Source organism: Microcystis aeruginosa FD4 (assembly GCF_009792235.1).
Taxonomy (GTDB): domain Bacteria; phylum Cyanobacteriota; class Cyanobacteriia; order Cyanobacteriales; family Microcystaceae; genus Microcystis; species Microcystis viridis.
Genome location: NZ_CP046973.1, coordinates 3,880,659 through 3,905,642, shown reverse-complemented (window position 1 = coordinate 3,905,642; position 24,984 = coordinate 3,880,659). Strand labels below are relative to the sequence as shown.

At 43.1% G+C, this 24,984-nt stretch carries 18 protein-coding genes and 4 pseudogenes; 10 read left to right on the top strand and 12 right to left on the bottom strand.

Features of this window, described 5'->3' with window-relative positions; genetic code table 11:
• Positions 1 to 162: 162 nt before the first annotated feature.
• Both GQR42_RS19480 and GQR42_RS19475 read right to left on the bottom strand, forming a co-directional pair.
• Positions 163 to 684 (bottom strand): annotated as a pseudogene (locus GQR42_RS19480) (transposase); the annotation flags it as partial.
• Between the two features lie 347 nt (positions 685 to 1,031).
• Complete coding sequence (locus GQR42_RS19475; protein WP_002787315.1) at positions 1,032 to 1,634, bottom strand: M23 family metallopeptidase; 603 nt, start codon at positions 1,632 to 1,634, stop codon at positions 1,032 to 1,034.
• Between the two features lie 196 nt (positions 1,635 to 1,830).
• Here GQR42_RS19475 and serS point away from each other — a divergent pair, with 196 nt between their 5' ends.
• The gene (gene serS / locus GQR42_RS19470; RefSeq protein ID WP_158201230.1) at positions 1,831 to 3,114 is read left to right on the top strand and encodes a serine--tRNA ligase; all 1,284 of its coding nucleotides are present in this window, start codon (positions 1,831 to 1,833) and stop codon (positions 3,112 to 3,114) included.
• A 55-nt stretch (positions 3,115 to 3,169) separates the two neighbouring features.
• Here the strand turns inward: serS and GQR42_RS19465 are convergent, their stop codons facing one another.
• Positions 3,170 to 4,330, bottom strand: coding sequence for a 2,3-diketo-5-methylthiopentyl-1-phosphate enolase (locus tag GQR42_RS19465; RefSeq protein WP_158201229.1), 1,161 nt, complete (start codon positions 4,328 to 4,330; stop codon positions 3,170 to 3,172).
• Between the two features lie 305 nt (positions 4,331 to 4,635).
• Between GQR42_RS19465 and GQR42_RS19460 the strand changes: the two genes are divergently transcribed.
• Positions 4,636 to 5,754 carry a peptidylprolyl isomerase gene (locus GQR42_RS19460; RefSeq protein WP_158201228.1) on the top strand — a complete coding sequence of 373 codons (1,119 nt, stop codon included), beginning with the start codon at positions 4,636 to 4,638 and terminating at the stop codon, positions 5,752 to 5,754.
• 552 nt (positions 5,755 to 6,306) lie between these two features.
• On the opposite strand, the gene GQR42_RS19455 is transcribed toward GQR42_RS19460, so the two are convergent.
• Entirely contained in the window at positions 6,307 to 7,827 is a 1,521-nt protein-coding gene (locus GQR42_RS19455) for a class I SAM-dependent methyltransferase (protein WP_158201227.1), read from the bottom strand.
• Positions 7,828 to 8,359: 532 nt separating this feature from the next.
• Between GQR42_RS19455 and GQR42_RS19450 the strand changes: the two genes are divergently transcribed.
• From GQR42_RS19450 to GQR42_RS19415, 8 genes and pseudogenes are all read left to right on the top strand, one after another.
• A complete protein-coding gene (locus GQR42_RS19450) occupies positions 8,360 to 9,265 on the top strand; it encodes an Rpn family recombination-promoting nuclease/putative transposase (protein ID WP_158201226.1) in 906 nt (301 codons plus the stop codon).
• Positions 9,266 to 9,476: 211 nt separating this feature from the next.
• The gene (locus tag GQR42_RS19445; RefSeq protein ID WP_158202527.1) at positions 9,477 to 9,812 is read left to right on the top strand and encodes a hypothetical protein; all 336 of its coding nucleotides are present in this window, start codon (positions 9,477 to 9,479) and stop codon (positions 9,810 to 9,812) included.
• Positions 9,813 to 9,833: 21 nt separating this feature from the next.
• Entirely contained in the window at positions 9,834 to 10,757 is a 924-nt protein-coding gene (locus GQR42_RS19440) for an Rpn family recombination-promoting nuclease/putative transposase (protein ID WP_158201225.1), read from the top strand.
• A gap of 212 nt (positions 10,758 to 10,969) precedes the next feature.
• On the top strand, positions 10,970 to 11,317 hold the full coding sequence (locus tag GQR42_RS19435) for a hypothetical protein (RefSeq protein WP_158201224.1): 348 nt from the start codon (positions 10,970 to 10,972) through the stop codon (positions 11,315 to 11,317).
• A 212-nt stretch (positions 11,318 to 11,529) separates the two neighbouring features.
• Complete coding sequence (locus GQR42_RS19430) at positions 11,530 to 11,793, top strand: hypothetical protein (RefSeq protein WP_158201223.1); 264 nt, start codon at positions 11,530 to 11,532, stop codon at positions 11,791 to 11,793.
• A 173-nt stretch (positions 11,794 to 11,966) separates the two neighbouring features.
• Positions 11,967 to 12,083: pseudogene (locus GQR42_RS19425) on the top strand (Rpn family recombination-promoting nuclease/putative transposase); the annotation flags it as partial.
• Between the two features lie 113 nt (positions 12,084 to 12,196).
• Positions 12,197 to 13,607 (top strand): annotated as a pseudogene (locus GQR42_RS19420) (IS4 family transposase).
• A gap of 64 nt (positions 13,608 to 13,671) precedes the next feature.
• Positions 13,672 to 13,893: pseudogene (locus tag GQR42_RS19415) on the top strand (hypothetical protein); the annotation flags it as partial.
• A 73-nt stretch (positions 13,894 to 13,966) separates the two neighbouring features.
• On the opposite strand, the gene GQR42_RS19410 reads toward GQR42_RS19415, so the two are convergent.
• The 8 genes from GQR42_RS19410 to GQR42_RS19375 form a co-directional block, all read right to left on the bottom strand.
• A complete protein-coding gene (locus GQR42_RS19410; protein WP_158201221.1) occupies positions 13,967 to 16,024 on the bottom strand; it encodes a beta strand repeat-containing protein in 2,058 nt (685 codons plus the stop codon).
• Positions 16,025 to 16,368: 344 nt separating this feature from the next.
• A complete protein-coding gene (locus GQR42_RS19405) occupies positions 16,369 to 17,100 on the bottom strand; it encodes an FkbM family methyltransferase (protein WP_158201220.1) in 732 nt (243 codons plus the stop codon).
• A 19-nt stretch (positions 17,101 to 17,119) separates the two neighbouring features.
• Positions 17,120 to 17,902 (bottom strand): class I SAM-dependent methyltransferase, encoded by a 783-nt coding sequence (locus GQR42_RS19400; protein ID WP_158201219.1) that lies wholly within the window; start codon positions 17,900 to 17,902, stop codon positions 17,120 to 17,122.
• Positions 17,903 to 17,928: 26 nt separating this feature from the next.
• The gene (locus GQR42_RS19395; RefSeq protein ID WP_199273214.1) at positions 17,929 to 18,150 is read right to left on the bottom strand and encodes a hypothetical protein; all 222 of its coding nucleotides are present in this window, start codon (positions 18,148 to 18,150) and stop codon (positions 17,929 to 17,931) included.
• 225 nt (positions 18,151 to 18,375) lie between these two features.
• On the bottom strand, positions 18,376 to 19,122 hold the full coding sequence (locus tag GQR42_RS19390) for an FkbM family methyltransferase (protein WP_158201218.1): 747 nt from the start codon (positions 19,120 to 19,122) through the stop codon (positions 18,376 to 18,378).
• Positions 19,123 to 19,143: 21 nt separating this feature from the next.
• On the bottom strand, positions 19,144 to 20,646 hold the full coding sequence (locus tag GQR42_RS19385) for a hypothetical protein (protein ID WP_158201217.1): 1,503 nt from the start codon (positions 20,644 to 20,646) through the stop codon (positions 19,144 to 19,146).
• 49 nt (positions 20,647 to 20,695) lie between these two features.
• Positions 20,696 to 21,889, bottom strand: coding sequence for an FkbM family methyltransferase (locus GQR42_RS19380; protein ID WP_158201216.1), 1,194 nt, complete (start codon positions 21,887 to 21,889; stop codon positions 20,696 to 20,698).
• A 26-nt stretch (positions 21,890 to 21,915) separates the two neighbouring features.
• Positions 21,916 to 24,978, bottom strand: coding sequence for an FkbM family methyltransferase (locus tag GQR42_RS19375; RefSeq protein ID WP_158201215.1), 3,063 nt, complete (start codon positions 24,976 to 24,978; stop codon positions 21,916 to 21,918).
• Between the last annotated feature and the right edge of the window lie 6 nt (positions 24,979 to 24,984).

The window sequence follows — 24,984 nt, the reverse complement described above, 5'->3', positions numbered from 1 at the left end:
ACGCTCAAGGTTTCGATATTGTGGCAATCGTCCAGTTGATTAATTTCTGTTTGTGCCTCTTGAATGTTCGTTTCTGAACCATAAACAACCCCCCAAGAAAAGTTAGATCCAGCAAATGCTATATTCAAACAATTCAAGACTAGACAAAATAATGTGGCCGATTCAAGTCTGAATTGCATCACTGTCTGATCTACCTTCATAGAATACCTCATTCGGGGTACGATAGTCAAGACATTTTCGAGGACGATTGTTAATTAAGTTTACGGCTCTTTCCACCTCCTCTGGCTTAAGGATTTTAAAATTTGTCCCCTTGGGAAAAAATTGTCTTAACAGTCCATTAGTATGCTCATTTACATGACTGAGCGATTCTTGACTGGCTCTTTTCAGACGACCTGCTATTTGTTCGGGACTATGATAATTTTTCAATCCTTCTTTCACCAACTCTAAGGCTGACTCGCTGACATTTTAAAAGGGTTGTTTGGCATTTTTTCGCCGCATCTCGCTCTTAGCTTGTGCTGTGTCAGGTAGATAGCAGCCGAGGGAACTTTGATTCCTTTTTAATTCTCGTGCTATCGTGCTTTGATGGCATCCGCGCCCGACGGCCATTTGCCGTTGAGATAAATTTCCCTCTTGACTAAGTTGGTAGAGCAAGTTTCTTTGTTCTATGTTAAGATGTTGGGTGCTTCGTTTTTGGGTCTGATTTGTTGTTGTTAATGATCAGACAGTACCTGATGAGCCTTTCTTTGTCAACTCTTGAGGTTGATGCGGTTCATTTTTGAATTGGCGATTTGATTAGTTCGCTCTAGAGCGAAAACAATTGACAAAAATCGCCAAATGTCTTTCTCTATAAGAGTTTCATTTCTTATAACCCTGTCCGTTGCATAAGACAAACCGAAGAACCAAATCCCTTGATAGATAGGCTTTTCAGCGTTTCAATCGGGACTCACTTCTGTGAAATCTGCTCCTGTCTCCTCTCGACCGCCTCGGAGTCTCCTCACCTAAGGGAAGATTTTTGATTTTTGCAGGAGATATTAACTATTACCCGAAGGATTAGAACCGTACATAGCATTTAAAACCAAAGCGGGGTCAACGTATTGATTGCCGTACATCAGTCCCCAGTGCAGGTGCGGTCCGGTGGTGCGTCCGGTCATTCCCACTCTAGCCATGCGCGCCCCTGCCGGTATATCCTGACCGAGAGTAAGGACGATTCCTCCTGACCTATCAATCAAAAAAGTACCACGGCTATCGGATTGAACCGAACCCATGAGATGACAATAAATATGCGTCCACTGACCCGATTGCATCTTAATCATGGTGCCACAGCCTGTATGATCGGATAATTCGACGATTCTGCCGGTCCACCAATTGCGAATATAACTGCCTAAGGGTGCGGCCATGTCTAAACCAGCATGAAATTGTTGACTGCCATCCATGGGAGAGGAACGATAACCGAAACCGGAGGTATAGGTTTGAAAGTTTTCCACGGGGAAGGAGGCCCCGGCCCAAGCATTTTGAGCTATAAGGGTGGGATTAGCTTTAACGGGGTGTAAACGGTCAAATCCTAGAGAAATTAGCGTGACAAGACAGCTAATCGCTAAAAAACGCAGGAATTTAACAGGCAGATATTTGAGCATGAGACTTAACTCCAGACACCAAAATTAAATATACCCCAGTTTCCGCTGCCGCTAATTTTACCGGCGGCTTTCAACCGATATTTTAGTTAAGTTTTGAGTTATTATTGACCATTGGTTAGGGATTGAGAACATTTCCCCTCAGGCTGCCAATTCCCCGACTCCCCCACTTAATTTTTACTTTTTACTGACTCGTACCATGTTAGACCTAAAGCAAATTAGAGAAAATCCAGAGGAAGTACAGAAACGCTTAGATAGTCGGGGAGGGAGTTATGATATTGCCCCTATTCTCCAGTTAAATCAACAACAGAAGGCTTTAGAGTTAGAACGCAGCAGTTTACAGGCCCGGGGTAACGAAATCGGTAAATTGGTGGGACAAAAAGTGAAAAGTGGCAGCGATGTCAACAGTCCCGAAATTTTGGCAATGAAAACAGAAGGAAACGAGATTAAAAGTAAACTAGCTCAATTAGAACCGCAGGAAAAAGAGATTAAAGCGGCCATTGACCAAAAAATCTTAGATTTACCCAATTTACCCAGTGAAACCACCCCCATCGGTAAGGATGAACGGGAAAATGTCGAAGTCAGACGCTGGGGAGAGGAATATAAACCCACCAACCCGAATATTTTGCCTCACTGGGAAATTGGGGAAAAATTGGGCATTTTAGACTTTGAACGGGCAGTAAAGATCGCCCAGAGTCGTTTTGTTAATCTTATCGCTGTCGGGGCAGCCCTAGAAAGAGCCTTAATTAATTTTATGCTCGATCGCCATATTGTCGCCGGTTATACAGAAGTTTTACCACCAATTTTAATTAATAGTGACTCCCTGCGCGGGACGGGACAACTGCCAAAATTCGCGGAAGAAAGCTTTAAATGTCGAGATGATGAGCTTTGGTTAGCACCAACGGCAGAAGTACCCGTAACTAACCTCTATCGCGATGAAATCCTCTCATCGGAGCAATTACCAATAAAACACTGTGCCTATACTCCCTGTTTTCGTCGAGAAGCGGGCAGCTATGGCAAGGATACGAGGGGCTTGATCCGTTTGCATCAATTTAATAAGGTGGAAATGGTCAAAATTGTCCATCCTGACGCTTCTGCTCAGGAACACGAAAGTTTAGTCGCTAATGCGGAGGCAATCCTGCAAGCTTTACAGTTGCCCTATCGGGTGATTGAATTGTGTAGCGGTGACTTGGGTTTTGCGGCTGCTAAATGTTATGACTTAGAAGTATGGCTACCTTCGGCTAATACCTATCGGGAAATTTCCAGTTGTTCTAATTTTAGAGACTTCCAGGCACGACGGGCAAATATTCGCTTTAAAGAAAAAGGGCAAAAAGGCACTAATTTTGTCCACACTCTCAACGGTTCGGGATTAGCGATCGGTCGTACTATGGCCGCTGTCCTAGAAAATTATCAACAGGCAGACGGGACAGTAAAAGTGCCGGAAGTGCTGCAACCCTATCTAAAACGGGAGATTATTTGTTAACTTTTCTAAAAATGCTTGACAAAATGTCTTTATAGTGCATTTGAAAAAGTTGCTCTTAACCCCACTCTAGAATTGCCTGTTTTAAGGCTCCTTCCGGCAAATTGGCGGGATCAAATGACTCACCCGCTTCTATTCTCGCTAAAGCTTCAAAAAAGGCTCTCACACCACTGGCCGGTCCCGATGGGTGGTCCATAATTCCGGTTCCCGCATTGAGGATAACATTACGTCCGTAGTCCCCAAGGACCTGGGGAACAATACCGGGACGAATGCCGGCCGAGGGAACTGGAAAAACGTTTCTATCGCGCAAAATATCGCGAATTTTGCCCTCCTCCTGGGGATCGAAGGGTAAACTACCATAAGCGGCGGGATATAGCACCGCATCGGCTCCTGCGTGGGCCATCATCGTTCCCAAAACCACAGAATAGGCTAATCCCGTATCAGTACCGGCACACATTGCTCCGGCAAAGGCAGGATGGGCGAAAATAGGAACATCGATCGCTGGATCACTGGCTAAAGCTTCTAAAACGGAAAAACCGTAGGTAAGAACGTTTAATAATAGGGCATTAGCCCCATGTTTCACTAATAAACGGGCTTTTCTCTGCAATTCGTCCGCTTTTCCGGTGACATTGACCGCATAAAGAACATTTCTACCGGTTTGCTGCCGCACTTCCTCTAAAACCAGGCGACAACAATCTAGGCGCTCGTGGGTGGGAGCCACGGGAAGATCCGCCATGATTTCATCATCTTTAATCACGTCTAAGCCAGCAAAAGCCACTTCTCGCAGGATATCGGCGTGATCTTGGGCCGATAGTCCTAAAGCGGGTTTAAAAATTGCCATGACTAGAGGTCGATCATAAACCCCCAAACGTTGCCTAATTCCTGTGATTCCCAGCTTGGCTTTTGTGCCGTAGGTTTCGGGGAGATACACCCCCACCACTTTTCCGGCTCCAGCCATGGAATATTTGCCGAAAATCATGGTTAAAAGACTGGCGATGTCATTTTCAACGTTTATCTGGGGAAAACGCACCCTAGCCACCTTATAACCGTCGGCTTCCTCCCTGATCCCCACCACTTCCCCTAGGTGTTGTTGCAGCTGCTCTTGACGATGACTGTGGCGATCGCTCCAAGTGCCAGCGGTTTGACCGATAGCGATCGTTTTTGCCTGTTTTTCGGCATTAATAGCCGGCGGAAAGCGATAATCGACAATGATAGTCATAAAAGATCAAAAGGGGAGTGGGAATTATGAATTATAAATTATGAATTGGGGAGATGGGGAGACCACTGCGTGCGCGTTGCGGGGGGTGATGGGGAAGTGGGGAAGTGGGGAATTGGGGAGCGTTTTTTGCTGTAAAGAGCAAACAGTGAACTGAAAACTCACATCTGATAACTGATAACTGATAACTGATAACTGATAACTGATAACTGATGACTTCGATCGGTTTTCTCACCTATTGACAAGGGTTGCGCTAAAAGCCTACAAGTATTTTGGATAGGTATGGCCATTGAGGAACCGACCAAAACATGAAAATAACGACAAGATTACGGGAATGGGGCAAATTTTTCTTAAAAAGCGGTGCTAGTATTGCCCTAGCACTATTTTTAATCTTGAGTCTGTTCACGGTTAAGGGAACTACCCCTGCTTTAGCTGTGCTTGCTCAGGGTGATGCGGTAACGGATCCCACTGCTATTTTACGCAATGCCTTACCCATAGATAATAAACCAATTCGTCAAGTGCAACAATCGATCGAAGATATTGCCAAACATCTGCGGGCCAAGCGTTGGAGTCCGATTAAAAAAGATGTCAAGGATGCCAATTATGTCCTTTCTACCAAAAGCAAGGCTATCTTAGATAGTGTTCCCGAAGCAAGTAAAAGCCAAGGGGAGGAATTAATCGAAAAACTGAAAACGGGAGTGGCAGCCCTCGATACGGCCGTAGAAGCGAAGGATAAAGAGGCAGTTTGGTCAACCAGACGGGAATTACTCAATAATATCACCGCTTTAGAAGAATTAATGGTGGTGGGTTTTCCCTTTAACGTTCCCCCAGAATACGCTAACTTGCCGCAATTGCGAGGACGTGCCACCGTAGAGATGCAGACCACCAAAGGAGATTTAACTATCGTTGTCGATGGTTACAGCGCTCCGATTAATGGGGGTAACTTTGTGGATTTAGTCCAACGGGGTTTTTATGACGGTTTACCCTTCATTCGCAGCGAAGATAATTTCGTTGTCCAAACCGGAGATCCCGTCGGTGCAGAAGAAGGTTTTCTTGACCCGAAAACTAAGCAATATCGCTCTATTCCCTTAGAAATTTTGATTAAAGGGGAAGAAGAACCAGTTTATGGCAATACTCTCGAAGAATTAGGGATTTACTTACCCAGTCTCGCCTTGCCTTTTAACGCTTTTGGTGCATTGGCCCTAGCGCGTCCCGATACTAATCCTAACGGAGGTTCCTCGCAATTCTTTTTCTTTAAATTCGATAATGAATTAACTCCTCCGGGGTTTAATCTCATGGATGGTCGTTATTCGGTTTTTGGCTATTTAGTGCAGGGAAAAGAGGTGTTAGAAGAACTTACCGATCAGGATAAGATTATCAGCGCTAAAGTGGTTTATGGCTTAAATAATCTCGTTCAACCTAGCTAGGTTGGCGTTTTTAACTGGGTCTTGTCAAGACAAAAAGATTAGTCAAGATAGGGGAAGCAGCTCAGATTCTGGGTACTTCCCCCCATACCCCGCAAAAGTAGCAATTATCGGGGTCAATATTCCCCGCTAGTGAAAGCAAGGCAGCTAGTAGATGTTACTCTGTTGATGACCTTTTCAGCAAAACGTAGGGTGCGTTAGACGGCCAAAATTGCTGCCTTGACTTGAAGGTAAAAATCCGTCGTAACGCACCACTAAGTAGTAAAACGTAACAGCCAAAATTGCTGCCTTGACTTGAAGGTAAAAATCCGTCGTAACGCACCACTAAGTAGGGTTTGCTGAATAAATCTAAAAACCTTGTTGGATAATATCTTTAGGCTTTTTTGAAATCAAAAAGTGCCTTAGCTAGGAGTGTTCGGGGGGGAAATTTAGGCACTTTTTCCCTGAAAATTAGGTAATTGACCCCCTGAAAATGGGTAAAACCCCACACCCCACACCCCACACCCCACACCCTACCCCCACGAAAAACTTTTTGCCGCAAACCCTACTTAGTATTTACTCAATACCTAGTTTTTGCAATGTTAGTAAACGTCCTTGACTAAACTCCTCGTACACTGTTTTCAGATGAGCAATATTCTCCTCCTCTGTTTCCAAAGTTTTCCCATCTTTAACCACTTTTTTGCCTTGACTTGCCAAAATTTGCCAAACAAATTGTACTGCATCTTGGTTAGAGGATTTAGCCAAGAGGAATAATTGTTCTAACCGATTGACCAATACTCCAGTACCAATCAAAGGAGAGGCTAAAAAGCTCAATTCTTCATCATAGATAGCTTTCGCTTTCACTGCATTATTAAAAGCATCAGTAGATGGTTTCCGTTGTTGGCAAGTTTGCTCATCCACAGCAGGATGAATATAGCCAATACCAGTTAAAATCATCAGAGCTTGGTAAAGACCATTTAAGTTAATATTTGAGGTTTTGGGGTGATTTTGTAGTTGCAGTAAAGTTTGGGGAGATTCCGCCAAAACTTCACAAATTGGCTGATAAACTGCCTCCTGTAACTTAACTTCTCCCACGGGGAACTGCTGCTCGAACTTGATATTTGCGGGATTAACAATCATGGCAAACCGGGTTTCTTGTAGTTGCTTAAGCTGTTCTTGGGTGGTTAAACCTAAAGAGCCTCGACTAAAAATATCGCGACGGAATTGGGTATTAACAAAGAAATCTCGCACCACTTCCCGATAAATCGGGTCGCTAATTTGTGCTAATTTTTCTTGGGCTGCCTGAGAAAGATTAACTGTATCAATATGGTCATTAATATGAGCAGAACCCACATATTTAAGTTTAGCATCCTCTAATTCTTTCGCCACTTCATCGAAGTAAAAAGAATTCCATTCCTGATTGAAATACTCGTGAGCTAAATAATAACGATTTTGTTCCTTCAGGCGCTCGTAACGATTTTTTAAAATTGGATTTTGGACAAAATAACTAGCATTAGCTTCTAATAATTCTCCTGTAAAATTAAGTGCCTGTTCAATGCGGGTTAAAATTGGTTCGGAACTGTGTTGACCATGACGTAACATTAAAGCTTGCATCGGCATCGCTGCTGACCAACCCGGAAGAGCATTATAGGAGATATAAACTAATCCCCCCACCTTGAGATTGCGGCGAATAAAATTAACTATTGCTTGGCGGTTTTTGGCACTAATCCAGCTATAAATTCCGTGCAGACTGATGAAGTCAAATTGAGGTAAATCTCGCTCTAAAAATTCCTCAAAACTATCATCAAAGAAAAGAACGTTCTTCATTCCCGCCTTGGCCGCTAAATCTCTAGCCGTGGCGATATGACTAGGGTTGAAATCATTGGCATAAAATTGGGCGTGGGGATAGGTAGCTGCTAAAATATTCGTGGTAAAACCCTGACCACAGGCCAATTCACAATAGGTGAATTCTCGGCTAGAATCGGGGGGTTGAATCGATTTAATCAGAGTCGCTAAACCTAATTTTAGGGGACTTAACTCGCCGTAAAAGCCGCTAGTGTAGTTAACTTCCGATACATATCCTTCTGTCCAATTCATAGATTTTCCTCAAATATAATGACAAGTCATAAAATTAAGACTTGATTATACAGGAAAAGAGCCAGATAAGCTGCCCGCGCCTTTAAATTGCTTGTTGAGGTGAGGCAAGAGGTGGTTAGATATGTATAATTAATTTTGCCTAGCTACTTACAATGCTTATTAATACTAGAGTATTAACCGTTTAGCCAAACGATTCGGGACTCTCCTCGACTTTGTGTGATAATCAGTGCTTATCATTCGTAGGAGTCTTGCCAGGCAAGGCTTTAAAGACTATATCTCCCGAAAATTATCGGCTGCATCTCCTATTTGTGACTTTCCCTCATCTATGGTGAGCAGCAGCAGTTATTCAAAGAGGGCGAATGCAATTCGCCCCTACAATAATATTATTGCGCCAATGGTAGGGGCGCACTGCGTGCGCCCAAAATGTCCTCTAGATATTTCGACCAAATTGAGATGCACCCAAATTATCCCTATTCTTCTTCCTCCCACACAAAAACCAAACTGCCAATAAACCCTAGAAGCGAGATTTCTCGTGAAAACTGACAGTCTCTTTTACCAAATATTCCTGCGCTTTCCCGACAGTTTCTTTGACCTAATCGGACAACCGCAACCGGGAGCAGCAAACTATCAATTTACCTCCCAAGAGGTGAAACAACTCTCTTTCCGTCTCGATGGCTTATTTATACCACTCCGAGAGGATAGTCAGCAACCCCTCTACCTAGTGGAAGTGCAGTTCCAACCAGACGACACCCTCTACTATCGACTTTTTGCGGAATTGTTCCTATTTTTAAAACAATATCGACCACCCCACCCCTGGCAAATTGTCGTCATTTATCCCCATCGTGGGGTGGAACGGGAACAATCCCTACATTTTGGCGAAATCCTCAATTTAGCAAGCGTTAGACGCATTTATCTCGATGAATTGCCCCACAATCCCTCCTTAGGAATTGGTGTGATTAAATTAGTAGTAGAGTCGGAAACAGCAGCGGTGAGGACTGCTCAAACCCTAATCGAGCGGACTAGAGAAGAAATCACCGACCAGTCCAGTCAACGGCAGTTAATTAACCTCATCGAAAGTATCATTATTTACAAATTACCCCAGAAAAGTCGCGAGGAAATTGAAGCTATGTTTGAACTAAGTGATTTAAAACAAACGAGAGTCTATCAAGAGGCACTGGCCGAAGGAGAAGAACGGGGTCTAGAACGGGGTCTAGAACGGGGTCTAGAACGGGGTCTAGAACGGGGTCTGCAAGAGGGAGAACGTCTGGTGGTGGAAAACCTGCTCCGAGTCCGTTTCGGTGAGTTAGACCCACCACTGCAAGGGATTATCAGACGGATTTTACAACTGTCCCCAGAAGAATTTACTCCTTTACTCCTCCATTGTTCCAAGCAGGAACTCTTAAAGCGATTTCCCCCAGAAAAGTCGCGAGGAAATTGAAGCTATTACCACCCTTATCAAGGGTAGGGTTAATTCATGAATTAACCCTACGAGTAACCCACAGAAAACGGGTTTCTCCGAGAAACCCGTTTTCTACTCATGCACTCATGCAAAAAGGGGAATAAATAATCAGTCTTTAATAACCAGATTTAGTATGATTCATGAATTAACCTACTACTTCCCCCAGAAAAGTCGCGAGGAAATTGAAGCTATGTTTGAACTAAGTGATTTAAAACAAACGAGAGTCTATCAAGAGGCACTGGCCGAAGGAGAAAAACAAGGTCTAGAACGGGGTCTAGAACGGGGTTTAGAACGGGGTTTAGAACGGGGTTTAGAACGGGGTCTGGAACGGGGTCTAGAACGGGGTCTGCAAGAGGGGAAACGTTTGGTGGTGGAAAACCTGCTCCGAGTCCGTTTTGGTGAGTTAGACCCAGAAATTCAAGCTATTATCAGCCGGATTTTACAATTGTCCCCAGAAGAATTTACCCCTTTACTCCTACAGTGTTCCAGAGAAGAACTCTTAAATCAATTCGGCAATTGCCAATAAACCCCAGAAGCGAGATTTCTCGTGAAAACTGACAGTCTCTTTTACCAAATATTCCTGCGTTTTCCGGACAGTTTCTTTGACCTAATCGGACAACCGCAACCAGGAGCAGCAAACTATCAATTCACCTCCCAAGAGGTGAAACAACTCTCTTTCCGTCTCGATGGCTTATTTATGCCACTCAGAGAAGATATTCAGCAACCCCTCTACCTAGTGGAAGTGCAGTTCCAACCGGACGACACCCTCTACTATCGACTTTTTGCGGAATTGTTCCTATTTTTAAAACAATATCAACCACCCCACCCCTGGCAAATTGTCGTCATTTATCCCCATCGTCGGGTGGAACGGGAACAATCCCTGCATTTTGGCGAAATCCTCAATTTAGCAAGCGTTAGACGCATTTATCTCGATGAATTGGCCCCAAGGGACAATCCGTCCTTAGGAATCGGTGTGATTAAATTAGTAGTAGAGTCGGAAACGGCAGCGGTGAGGACTGCTCAAACCCTAATCGAGCGGACCAGAGAAGAAATCACCGACCAGTCCAGTCAACGGCAGTTAATTAACCTCATCGAAAGTATCATTATTTACAAATTACCCCAAAAAAGTCGCGAGGAAATTGAAGCTATGTTTGAACTAAGTGATTTAAAACAAACGAGAGTCTATCAAGAGGCACTGGCCGAAGGAGAAGAACGGGGTCTAGAACGGGGTCTAGAACGGGGTCTAGAACGGGGTCTAGAACGGGGTTTAGAACAAGGTCTGCAAGAGGGAGAACGTCTGGTGGTAGAAAACCTGCTCCGAGTCCGTTTCGGTGAGTTAGACCCACCACTGCAAGGGATTATCAGACGGATTTTACAACTGTCCCCAGAAGAATTTACTCCTTTACTCCTCCATTGTTCCAAGCAGGAACTCTTAAAGCGATTTCCCCCAGAAAAGTCGCGAGGAAATTGAAGCTATTACCACCCTTATCAAGGGTAGGGTTAATTCATGAATTAACCCTACGAGTAACCCACAGAAAACGGGTTTCTCGGAGAAACCCGTTTTCTACTCATGCACTCATGCAAAAAGGGGAATAAATAATCAGTCTTTAATAACCAGATTTAGTATGATTGATGAATTAACCCTACTACTTCCCCCAGAAAAGTCGCGAGGAAATTGAAGCTATGTTTGGACTAAGTGATTTAAAACAAACGAGAGTCTATCAAGAGGCACTGGCCGAAGGAGAAAAACAAGGTCTAGAACGGGGTCTAGAACGGGGTTTAGAACGGGGTTTAGAACGGGGTTTAGAACGGGGTCTGGAACGGGGTCTAGAACGGGGTCTGCAAGAGGGGAAACGTTTGGTGGTGGAAAACCTGCTCCGAGTCCGTTTTGGTGAGTTAGACCCAGAAATTCAAGCTATTATCAGCCGGATTTTACAATTGTCCCCAGAAGAATTTACTCCTTTACTCCTCCATTGTTCCAAGCAGGAACTCTTAAAGCGATTTCCCCCAGAAAAGTCGCGAGGAAATTGAAGCTATCACCACCCTTATCAAGGGTAGGGTTAATTCATGAATTAACCCTACGAGTAACCCACAGAAAACGGGTTTCTCCGAGAAACCCGTTTTCTACTCATGCACTCATGCAAAAAGGGGAATAAATAATCAGTCTTTAATAACCAGATTTAGTATGATTGATGAATTAACCCTACTACTTCCCCCAGAAAAGTCGCGAGGAAATTGAAGCTATGTTTGGACTAAGTGATTTAAAACAAACGAGAGTCTATCAAGAGGCGCTGGCCGAAGGAGAAGAACGGGGTCTGCAAGAGGGGGAACGTCTGGTGGTGGAAAACCTGCTCCGAGTCCGTTTTGGTGGGTTAGACCCACCACTGCAAGCTATTATCAGCCGGATTTTACAATTGTCCCCAGAAGAATTTACTCCTTTACTTCTCCATTGTTCCAAGCAGGAACTCTTAAAGCGATTTCCCCCAGAAAAGTCGCGAGGAAATTGAAGCTATCACCACCCTTATCAAGGGTAGGGTTAATTCATGAATTAACCCTACGAGTAACCCACAGAAAACGGGTTTCTCCGAGAAACCCGTTTTCTACTCATGCACTCATGCAAAAAGGGGAATAAATAATCAGTCTTTAATAACCAGATTTAGTATGATTCATGAATCAACCCTACTACTTCCCCCAGAAAAGTCGCGAGGAAATTGAAGCTATGTTTGAACTAAGTGATTTAAAACAAACGAGAGTCTATCAAGAGGCACTGGCCGAAGGAGAAGAACGGGGTTTAGAACCTATCCATTAGTCGGCTCTTTCTTAACAAAAAGAGAAGAAACTTAAAAAAAGGGGAAACGATTGATAGGTATAGTTTTGAAAGAAGGAATTAAGGTGGAGGTGAGCAAAAAAATGGAGAAATGGGCAGCCCAAGAATTACAGTATGCAGACCTAGGGGACACCAGAAGAAAGAAAAGGTTAATCAGTATCGTGGAAAACTTGGCCAGTCAACCTAGTACAAGTGTGCCACAAGCTTCAGGAAATCTAGCGGCAGCGAGTGCCACCTATGACTTTTGGAATTCACCCTATTTTCACCCCTCAGATATAATTGCCGCCCAGGCCAAAAGTACAGTAGAAAGAATCAAAGAACATCCAATAGTTTTGGCAGTGCAAGACACAACAAGTTTAGACTTTACGACGCAAAAAGCCAAAAAAGGAATGGGTTATCTAGATTATAAAAAATCCTTTGGTCTCAAAGTTCATACCACATTAGGAGTGTCACCGAAAGGAATACCTTTAGGACTGATTAATCAATATGTCTGGGCAAGAGAAGAAAAGAATTTAGGGATTGCCAAGCAACGCAAAAAAAGAGAAACCGAAGAAAAAGAAAGTCAAAGATGGTTAGATTCTTTATCAGAAACACAACAACAAATACCCGAAGATATTCAAGTAGTAACAATCGGAGATTGTGAGGCAGACATATTTGATTTATTTGCCCAATCAAGAAGTCCTAACTCTCATTTATTAATTCGAGGAACTCATAACCGAAAAGTTAAATATCTCGAAGACAAGCAAAGGTCAGGGCATCCAGAGACTAAATATTTACATCAATCCATCAGAGAAATAAAAGCCTGTGGTACCTTAGATGTGCAAGTAAAACGCAATCCTAATCACGAGGCTAGACTAGCTAAACTAACAGTTAGATTTGCCAGTTTTGAAATACAAGTACCTAAGCATCACTCGAAAGCGAACCCTCGTCAACCGGTCAAATTACCGGTAATTTTAGCTGAAGAAGAAAATCCGCGTCCCGGAGTTAATCCTATCAGTTGGCCCCTCTTAACTAGCCTAGACATTAGTAGCTTTGAATCAGCGATAACCTGTGTGCGCTGGTATAGTTATCGCTGGTTGATAGAACGCTATCATTTTGTTTTAAAAAGTGGTGGTGGACTAGAAAAACTGCAATTAGAAACGGGTCGGAGAATTGAGATGGCTTTAGCTACCTATTCAATTGTAGCCTGGAGATTACTCTGGTTAACTTATCAAGCACGATTACACGGAGAGGAGAGTTGTGAAAGTTTTTTGGAAGAACATGAATGGCAATCTTTGTGTGCCACTATTCATAAAAAGAGTCCGCCACCTGAAAAGCCGCCCTCCTTGGCCGGAAGCGGTCAGAATGATTGCTTCTCTTGGGGGTTTTTTAGGTAGAAAAGGCGACGGTGAACCAGGTGTTAAAACTATTTGGTTGGGACTGCGAAGGTTACATGATATCAGCCAGACTTGGAAACTATCTCATCAAATTGGTCCCCCCATAGAACCCCCTTGAGCCATCTTGCACACTTTTCTCTTTTTGTCAAATTTTATGTTAAGAAAGATGTGACTAATGGATAGGTTTAGAACGGGGTCTAGAACGGGGTTTAGAACAAGGTCTGCAAGAGGGAGAACGTCTGGTGGTAGAAAACCTGCTCCGAGTCCGTTTCGGTGAGTTAGACCCACCACTGCAAGGGATTATCAGCCGGATTTTACAACTGTCCCCAGAAGAATTTACCCCTTTACTTCTCCATTGTTCCAAGCAGGAACTCTTAAATCGATTCGGTGTCCTTCGAGAATAACCGAAAAAAGACCATCCTTAAAAAGGATGGTCTTTTACTAAGAATTAACTCGGATTCGTCTGCTTACTGGAAATTAAGCGACGATAGTAAAGTTGCTGGCATTTAAAACCACTGCATTAGAGGTTGCAATAAGAACAGTACTAGCGCCGAAGTTACCATCAGCATCGTAGAACAACTTATTGTTGGTTGTGTCGTAACCAAAGCGCACATTGCTCAAGTTAGCACCAGCAAGGTTTACCGCGGTATCCAACAGGATTGTATTAGCACTGTTAGTTGCACCTAGCACAGCACTGACCGTCAAGGCGGCTCCCACTGCTGGAGCGCCGGCAAAGGCGGCATTACTTAGGGCGAACACATCGTTATTACCTGCTGCGACGCTGAAGTTATTGATCGTCACAGCACTGGTAGCGACGGCTTTATTCAAGACGAACTGGTCATTACCACCTTTACCATCTAACACATCTAGACCACCGTTGCCAGTAAGGGTGTCGGCTCCGGCACCACCTGTCAGGGCATCAGCTAATGCACCACCAGTAATCTTGAAGGAACCATTGGTTTCAGCGGCACCATTAAAGACTAAAAATTTGGTGGTGAAGGAAGAAGCATCAACAGTTAAAGTCGCACCACTTGCCACAAGGGTATCCACAGTGGTGATTGTGGTGTTAGTGGCGGCTTCTTTAAAGATAATCGTCTCAACGTTGGTAACACCATTGATAGCAGTAGTAAAAGCATTCCCAACTTTAACGGTTAAGGTGTCATTGCCATCGTTTCCATTGAGGTTAACACCATTAATCTGATCTACTGCCGCCGTCAAGGTGAAGGTGTCATCGCTCTTACCGCCGACAATCTGTTTTACACCAGAAGCGCCGCTATCAGCGAGATTCAGGGTCAGTTTCCCGGTAAAGTCAGTGGCATCCAAACGATCAGTGGCAGCCGTGACGGTAATCTTGCCGTCAATGGTCAGGTTTTTATCGCCTGAAATCACAAAGTTGTTACTTCCCGCCACACTATTTATTGTATCTAGGGTTGCGTCACTATTTTTGAGAACACTATCAGCTTTGACAACAATATTGACATTAGCAGCGGAGTTCAGGTCAACAATAGTGGTCCCAGCAACAGTACCATTCAGGTTAACAGTCGAAGCTTTTGTTGTATCGCCGAGTTTGAGAGATAGCTGATTGGCATACCCAGCCGCCAGAGTCAAGGGGAATTTTTCGGCGGTCTCAACCTTCAAGTCACCGGACTTGATAACGAAACTCTTGACTCCAGAGATGTTGACAATATCAGCTATAGCACCGTTCGACCCAGTGAACTCAATAGTCTCAATGTTAGCAATGTTTGGGGTGATAGCAGTCAGAGGAGGAGTCGGGGCAATAATCTGGGCGGTCAGCACGTCGTTGTCACTGTTGCTGGGGTCTTGAATGAAACTACCTTGCAAGAATGTTAAACCCGCAACCGTGTTATTGGAGGCAGTCAAAAACTGACCTGCCGGGGAAACTTTGTTGTTTGCCGAAGCGGTGAGAACTGCCCCATTTTCTAACAAGGTAAAGGTAGTTCCCGTACCGCCGCCACCACCAGCGATAAATTGAGCAATTTGTGCGTTAGCCGCCGTTACGCTATCGGCACTGGCAGTGACCGTGTTCACAATGACCCAGCCACTACTATACTGGGCTGAGGTAAAGGTGGAGGAGCCATCAGCCGCCATGGCAACCGCGAAGTTTTCTGCTACCTGAGCGCGGTTCGTCAAAGCCTGTTGGCGTGCGGCGGGGGAGTACTGATTTAAAACGACTGGAAAATCAAAAATCGCCTGGGGGGAGGACACAAGATAGGTATCAGCCCAGTAGGTTAATTCTTCCGCCGGAATGTCAGCCGCGGCAATCCCGTAGAGATTTTGGAAAGCTTGGGTGACATAATCACGACGAGCCGCCGCATTCTGAGACAGCACCGTAGGGGACGCTAACATCGGATAGGCTGTCTTGGCTGCACTAGAGGTAGAAAATGCCTGCACCGCTTGCTCCCAAGAAACTGCCTGACCTGCGGGACTCGCCCAATAGGTCAGATCAGAAGCTGACGGGGGCAGCTTGGTGTACATCAAGGACAGAGCAATGATTGAAGATTGGGGAATAGCCATAATTTTGTTACCTAAAACTCCTCACACTAGGACAGGAAACGATTTTAAAAATCAAAGAAGCTGCAAGCGTCTCTGAAGCATCACAACCAATCATAGGGGAGGCATTATCATTTGTCAAGCAGAACTATAACAATGGGAGCCAGAGTTAAATCCACTTTTTTTCGATACCGTGTTACCGAAGATACCAGTGATATAAATGCTTACTAACCCATTGAAAAACTACTACTATCATAGCCCACGGAATCCTACAGTTGAGGGATAGGCGGTAAAATTTAACATTGTGTGACGATTGGCCTTGTAGGTATCGGCAAGGGACTTGTAGGCAGAATTCGTCATGGGTGGCTCTAGTAGTACCAGTTGGGGGTTAGCCCTAAACGAGTATTGATAAAAACACAGTCTAGGGTCGCCAAAACGCCGTCTTCCCCACGGTAGGTATCACCAATATCCCAGAGACGAAAGCCTAGGGGCTGTAGCCAACAAATGATTTCAGTTAACAGAGGCGTGTTTTTGCCATAGCCTCGATAGAGCCAACACTCTAGCAGGAGAATGTCCACTCTTGGCAGGGTGTTAATCGCCCCTTTCAGAATAGACAGTTCGTAGCCTTGGGTATCGATTTTAATGACTTGAGGATGAGGTAAACTGAGGGATGCAATCATCTCATCGACCGTGGCCATGGCCACGATTGCAGTGGTTACATCTAGTCCTGTGTTACTTAAATCTAAAGCACTACTGGCCACCAGATTGGGGAAGATATTCATGGTGACTTCGCCACTTTTTTCGCCTAAAGCTAGGGTATGAAGCTGAAAATTCGGGTATGAACGGAGATTTTCTTGGATAATCGCTTGATAGGCGGGAGCATAGTTGATTAGAGGCTCAAATAGATGAAATTCCGCCGTGGGAAGCACTTCATGGATGTCTTTTGACCAAGAACCATCAGAAGCACCAACATCAAAGATAACTTGCGGTTGATAGCCCAAGTTTTTCAGTCTTTGAAATACTTCCATATCCAATTGGGCAAATCTAGCTTTGGTTTTATAGGTTTCCCCCACGGATTTATAATCGGGATTTTCAACCATTGTTCTTTCCTTGGCTAGGTTACTTAATGGCAATGTAGGTATGGGCAGCTGCTAAAAGCTCATCTTTTGTATAACCTTTTGCATTTAGTTCCTCCAGAATTTCATCGGTTAATAAGTTCTCGCCGTCCTGCCAAATTTCATTTCTGATGATGTAGGAAACATCCAAAGGTTCAACAGCTTTTAGGTATTGAGTTGATGGTCGGAAATTAAAATAATCAGAAAACATAAAATTTACTAAATTTTCTGCGTAGCTATTTTGGTCGTCCTTAACTAAAGGTACAGAAAGCAAATTAAGTTTTTCCAGCAGCTCAACAAAGGGGACTATATCCTGAAGAGTTTTATGTTGGTTAAGGTACTCTAATATTTGATTTTTTGCTAATCTTAAGTGAATCCAGGGATAATCTGAAAACAAGCCATACTGATGATGACCATAGTAAGAATTCCACAGGGGCGAACCAACACAGTAAATTAATCCTCCCGGTTTAGTCACACGAAACATTTCAGCAAAGGCGGCTTCAATGTTAAGAATATGCTCCATTGTTGCAGCCGAAAAGACTAGATCATAATAGTTATCAGGTCGAGACGTTGCTTCGGCTGACTCCTTAAAATAGGTGACCTTCTCGTTAACAAATCCCGTCCCAATTTCTGCACAGATATCAAGTCCATGTACTGCGGCTGACTGAAGAAAAAGTTGACAGTCCCTACCATCATTACAGCCAACAATTAGGACTTTTTTTGTGTGCAGTTTATGACTCGGCACATACTTGAGACAATCTCCGACATAATAGTCTAAATATCCCATAAATATCCTGACAATTAATAAGTGACTTAGGCGTAGTACCAATCGGGCATTAGGCCAGATTTAGGGTTGATAAAAAAGCAGTCCAATGTGGCTAAAAGTCCCTCTTCATTGCGATAGGGGTCTCCCACATCCCAAAGTCGAAAGTTATAGGACAACAACCAGTCAACAATTTCAGTTAACAGGGGAGTGTTTAGTCCGTAGCCTCGATAGAGCCAACATTCTAGAACTAAAATATCCACATGAGGCATGGAGGCTTGACTGTAAATTTTTCCAGGAGGAAAAATCGGGGGCAGGAAAAACCCTCTTAACTATGGCTCAATTTTCCCTTCCCGAAATGGTCATTAAAGACTGTTAAATCCTGTCTCTTGCTCTCCAACTTGGTACTTGGCCTATCGGATATCCGGGAAGAAAATAGACTGTTCTTCTTTTCCTCGCACGGCAAAGACTAGACGGGTTAGGAAAGTCAAGCCACTCTAGTTCTCATAGTACCAAATTGGGGAAATACCGGACTGAGTATTTACAAAAATACAATCTAATGTGGTTAGCACTCCCGCTTGATTGCGATAGGCATCGGCCACATCCCAAAGCCGAAAGTTAAAAGATAATAACCAATCGGCGATTTCGGTTAAGAGGGGAGTTTTTTGGCCATAGCCCCGATAGAGCCAGCACTCGAGAAAGAGAACATCGACTTTAGCTAGGGTTTTAACGGCCCCTTTAAGTATAGACAACTCCGAGCCTTGGGTATCAATTTTGATCACTTGGGGATGGGGTAAACCAAGTCGGGCAATTGCGTCATCAATTGTTAACATTTGCACCGAGATGGGAGTGGTGGGCTGACTATCATCACCAGTCTGCAAGAGGCTACTGCTCACCACGTCCGTGGAAACATTCATCGTCACCTCGCCGGAGGTTTCACCTAGGGCGTATTTGTGTAGATGAAAGGAGGGATAGACTCGCAGAATTTCTGAGATTAATTCCCGATAGTCGCTGCTGTAGTCGATGAGGGGTTCAAAGAGATAAAATTCAGCTTCCTGCAGCACTTGTTTGATATAATAAGACCAGCCACTATTAGAAGCACCCACATCAAAGATCACCCCTGGTGTGTAACCTAGGTTTTGTAGTCGTTTAAATACCTGTCGATCCAACTGGAGGACTTGAGGATCTAAGTCATCAAGCATTTTTTGATAATCAGACCTTAATTGCAGTTTTTCAGAGTTCATATCCTTTGAATTACTTCGGGTTTATCTTTTTCGGTACAATTTCATCCCATAAGTGCCTGTATCTAACTGTTCTCCTGTATCGTACCACTGGGGGAGTGAGTCGCCAACAATTTCTGCTAATCCGGGATTCCAGGGCACTCTAACACTGTCCCTAGGATCAATGACAATTAATGAAAGATTATCCCTATCCTCTGGTGTCATCCGTACATGATAAGTGGGGAAATAAACTCGTTTACCCCGAGACTTGAGGGCGTAGAATGTTTGAAAATCAGCATAAATGTTATCCTGAGGATTAATTTTGTTGTCGAGAAAGTTTTGTACTTTAGTATAGTCATTCTTTTCCCATTGTTGTAAGGTAATTTGCGCTAGGGAAGGTAGTCCTAGTAAGTTGGCATAAAACAATAAAACCAAAAAAGCTATACTAATAATTGTCGTCTGAATTTTGCCAGTATTTTTTTCTAAAATATTATTAAAACTCCAGCAAATACAAATGATCAAGGGAAACATCGACATCCAACTATAATAAAGTGGATATTTCCCCAGAAAACACATAGTAGTTGGTATGGTAATAACGGTGATCAAAGCAAAAAAGGAAGGAGAACGCCACCGGAAAGATTTGGTCAATAGTTCATAAAATATCAAGATGATCAGCAGTAGTGACAGTGGGGGAAAAGACGGATGCAAGCAGCCACCACACAGATAATCTTTCTGATCAAAAAGTTTGCTCACTCTGGAAAATATTATATCAATGACAGTTCTGTTAAGGTTGGCATTGGCAACACTATGACCCAAAGTCATACTAACAAAATCATCCCAAACACCATTAGTTGAGTAAAGTGCATAAAGAAATAACATTCCTAAAATAAATCCCCCACCTAGGGCGACAAATTCCCGCCAAAATCGCTGAAAGTTGAAAAGGAGTAGGATACCGCCAAAAATTGTCGCAAAGACCACTGCTGACAATCCAGAAAGGGGAAAGAAAAATCCAATAATTGTCATAGTAAGCCATCGGATTTTAGCATCTTTTATTAAAAAAGCCACCAAAACCAGTGCTGATAAGAAAATGCAGGAAGTGTCGTACCTTCCCGATATATAAATAAAGGTAATTCCTGTTGGCAAAAGACAACTAACCACTAAGATGATTCTTAGCCAAGAAAACCTAATTAAAGGCAATTTCTTGATGAATAACCAGATTACAGTGATGCTAAGAAGCATTAACACATAATTAAAAAGCCTAACTTTTTCAATACTAAATCCCAAAACTTTTATCCATAAAGCCAGCAAAACAGTATAAAGAAAAGAAGTGCTAACATGGAACTCTTGATCATTTTGATGATACCCAGCAGCCGAGGTAAAACTGTCGTATAAAGCTAGATTAGCTGCTGGTTCTGCTAATACTACTTCATCTATCCACACGGGTTGTAATCTAGGTCCCAAGAATATGCTTACTAGCAAAAAAGCAATTCCTAAACCGATGAGAATTAAAATTTCACTGGTTAAGGATATATTTTTTTTTATAATCATCACTCACCTACCAGTTAGTCTATGAAAAATATAATTGACTCCTAAGTTTCTAAGCAGAAAAATAAGTGGCTGGCATAACGGAAGCACACCAAAGTAAGGCTTGATGGAAGACATGATAATCTTGAAAAAAGAAAACATTGCCCCAGGAATTATCGAGGGAATAGGCAGAATTACAGTAATAACTAACGTCGGAACTGCCCCAAATACGATAGATAACTAGATGCCAATGATAATCTCTTTCCTTCATAGCATTGACTAAATCTGGTAATTGATTCATCGCTCCCGAACCACCAAAGGGGAAATTTTGATCCCAAAATTCCGCAACTACCACGGGATAACGATAGTTACCCATACCTTTAATCACTTCTAAATCAAAGCCTTCTGTGTCAATTTTAACTAAACCAATATCTTTAGGTAATTCCTCGGTATCGTGGAGACTGGCTAGGGTTTTAACGGTGACGGGAATAGTATCGGTAAATACTAAACCTTCCGAAAGAGAATGCTTGGTTAAGCTGCTATAAAAGCTGGCATCTTGATAGGTGTTGTCTGGGGTCTCATCGGTGGCTATATGGAGTTCTTGGGTTTGATTTTCGGAACCGAGAGCAAAGGGAAAAAGCCGAAAGTTAGGATGATCACCGAGGCGATTTTTGAGCTTATCGATAACGGGAGGAAAAGGCTCAAAGGCATAAACTTGATAACCAGCTTGTAGGAGACGACTAGAAACATCGCCCCGATTAGCACCAATATCTACTGCAAGACGATGGGGAAGATAGGAATATAAATAAGTCATTAATTCGATGTCTAAATCCTGGAAATATTTTTGATCGATAATGACTTTGTATTTTTGATCGTGGATATCTTCCAATATTTTCTGGTTAACTTCTTGAATTTTTAGCAGGGTATTCAGAATCAAGTCCCCTTTTTGTTTCCAGTCTCCCGTTAATAATTGAATATTTTTAACTATATCTACGGAAAACTTGAGCAGAAAAGCTTGATTTTGCAGTGATAAATCAGCCTTTCGCTTGGCTTCTGCATTTTCTTGTCGGATTTGCTCCGTGGAGTTATTAAGTTGGTCAACTTTAAAATCTAAGGGATCAAGCTGATTAAGTTTCTCCAGTTTTTCCAGTTTTTGGAGTTGGTCAAATTGGACATGACTGAGGGAATCAAGTTTTTCTAGAAATAAATCTTTGACTGCTTTAAATCGCTGAACTATTTTATTTTTGGCTAATAATTGCTTGATCATTTTGGCTAGTAATTAGGTGAATTGTATTAAGCTTGACTGGGAGAATTTTCAATTTTGCGGCTAGTTTCAGGAACTAACAAATCTTGACGAATAAAGACCACTTCTTTTTGGAGGAGTGTGCCATCAATGGGGGATCTCCATTCGCCAGTTTCGTCATAATAACGGAAACCAAGCTTATCCAAAAGATTAAGCATTTCATTGAAAACGAGAGCGTCCCGATCATAGCGAATAAAGGAGAGTTCAGCAACGACTAAATCCACCTGAGCGATAAATTCTTTGGCTCCTTCTAAGACGATATGCTCGGCACATTGCACGTCTAATTTTAATATTCCTCTGCCGGAAATTTGCTGATCTGTCGCCACCTGATCGAGGGTTTTTACCGCCACTGTAATCGTTTCATAGTTTCTAAAATCGGCGGGAGTGAGCAAGGAACTACCGTACAAATCGGGGGAAACTTGAAAACTTAACTGACCAGCTTGATTAGAAATGGCAATTTCTAGTAATTCGGCTTTAGGAATATTAAAGATATAGTAATTTCTGGCTGATTGCTCGTATTTTGAGATTAGCGGATCGATGAGGATAAAGCGAGCTTCAGGGAATAATTGACTAGCGGTATGAGACCAAATACCGTGGGAAGCTCCCACATCAACCACAAAATCGGGCTGATATTTTTGCCCTCGTAAACGTCGCATGACTTGATAGACTTGAGCATAATCTTTATAAATAATTGAGGGAACGGGGGGTTCAATAAAGTGAACTAAATCGATCGGCGATCGAGGTAAAATCGCGTCAAATCTGTCATCGGCTGCTTGTTCTTTTTCTAGGGACTGCCACACCCATTGATCAATACCTTGATCGGAGAATTTGTCCGCTACTTTAACGGCATTTTCTCGCATTCTTTGCTGATTTTCTGGTTTAAGAACGTAGTCCACGGCTGCTGCCAAACTTTCATGTGTATAATCACAAACCACACCAATTTGAAAGCGATTAATAAAGTTAGCTGCCGAGGTTTTATTACTGCCTAAAAGAATTACTGGGGTGTTAGCGGTGGCCAGGTTAAAAATAATCCGGCCGGGTAAACTAAGGCGAGACAATTCTGTCCGATCATCTCTTTCGTCCATGGTTCCCGTGGGAACAATAACAAAGGGATATGCTTGTAGTTGTTGTCCTAGTTGTTCTTCGGGATAAAGTCCTTGGCTATAAAGTCCCCATTTTTCTAATTCTGCTGCAGATTCTTTGAGCCAATAATAGTTAGAATTGCCATACCAATCTAGTTTAATCCCTGCCCCTTGAATACTCTCTAAAAGAGATTGAAACCATTGGGGACTCCAAATGCTCCCTAATAAAGCTCCCCATTTTTCTTGACAGCGTTGGGGAGAAACTTCGGCAACTTCACTATTAATGAGACGGTGGGGAACGATCGCCGGTAGGAGCCAAAATTTGTAGCCGTACTTATTCTCGTAAGCGTCGCGGAGTTCGGGATGGGTGGCAAAACGAACGGAACATTTGCTTAAAAACTCTTTCATTAAAGCATCGGGAATCTCCTGAACGCAGATATTCTGATCGTCCATGATGTAGGTGGCAAGGGGAACGTTAAATAATTCCTTAATAGCGATCGCTGTCAGAATGTCGCTGGCGTAATAAGGGACACAAAAAACGCTCTCAATCTGGTTGTGTCCAAGAGTTTGTAGCACTGACTGAAAGACTTGCGCTCGCGATAGTTCCCGGTGATCGAGAAGAAGACTGAAAGCCCCAAAATTCTGTTCACCTCCGTAGTGATCAGCGGAACGTATGGAAATAATTTGACGATTATCAGGAAAGATTCTTTTTACTAGGGCCCCTGTGCCGTGCTGTTGATTGACTTCACAGGGGGTAATGACAGCATTGCCGCAGATGTAGTGGTTCTGGAAGATAGCAAAGCGATCATCGATGGGTTTTCCCTGTTCTAATGATCGCCAGAGCCAATCGTCAAAATGATCGGCTTTTAAACTTTTGGCTAATTGATGACTAGCCTGACGAAGTTTTAGTTGATAGTTATAGGTGCTGAGTTTGGCGATTTCTGTTAAGAAACTTACAGCCGCATAATCACAGACAGAACCGAGATTATACTCTTGCACAAATTTAGCTGCAGCACTATCCTTCTGACCGACCACCAGAATGGGGGTGTTAGCGGCAGCGACGATAAAAGGGATGCGGGAGGGTAAGCTCAAATAGGAGAATTCTGGCCGATCCTGTTCTTCTGGGGAACTGCCAGTGGGAACAAGAGCAAAAGGAGCTTGACGTAGGTGGTTAATTAGGTCAGCTTGGGGACAGTACCCTTGAAAGAAAATTCCATCCTGCGCTAATTCTTCCTCTTGGAATTGCAACCATTGACGATTGGGATTACCATACCAATCAATTTTTATTTGGGATTCCCGACACAATTGACGCAGTTTTTCTAACCAATTCTGAGACCAAATATTACCAATTAAAATGCCTCGCCCCATCAGATCAGGCATGACAATTTCAGGGGGAAACAGATAGCTTTCGACGACGGGAGGGATAAACCAGATTTTCTGCCCATATTTTTTTTCATAGGCTTGGCACAAGGGCAGAGAAATGCCTAAAATTAGATCGCTGCTATCGAGTAATTTCTGAACGGCTTCATCGTCAACGCCATCAACATAGACATTCTGATCATCCATCAGGTAGGTACAAACCGGGACTTGAAAGAGAGATTTAATCGCTGTGGCTACAAAAAAATCTTCGATAAAGTAGGGAATTACTAGGACTCTTTTCGGTTTTAAATAAATAAATAAATTTTGGATTTTTACTAAAATTTCCCCGTAGGAACAACCGCGCACATCTAGACAAAAATTCTGAACGCCAAATTCCTGCTGTCCATCGTAGAGATTGGTGGTTCGTAAGGAGACTATGCCACTGGTATCAGGGAAAATTCTCTTTAAAAGAACCCCAACACCGTGATTCTCATTGATTTCGTTTGAAGATACTATAATATCATAACTTTCCTGGAATTTGTCGGCAAAACTATTTAAGTCGTGTAACGACAAACTAAGTTCTTTTTGTAGTTCCTGATAAGAGGTGAGCATAATGAT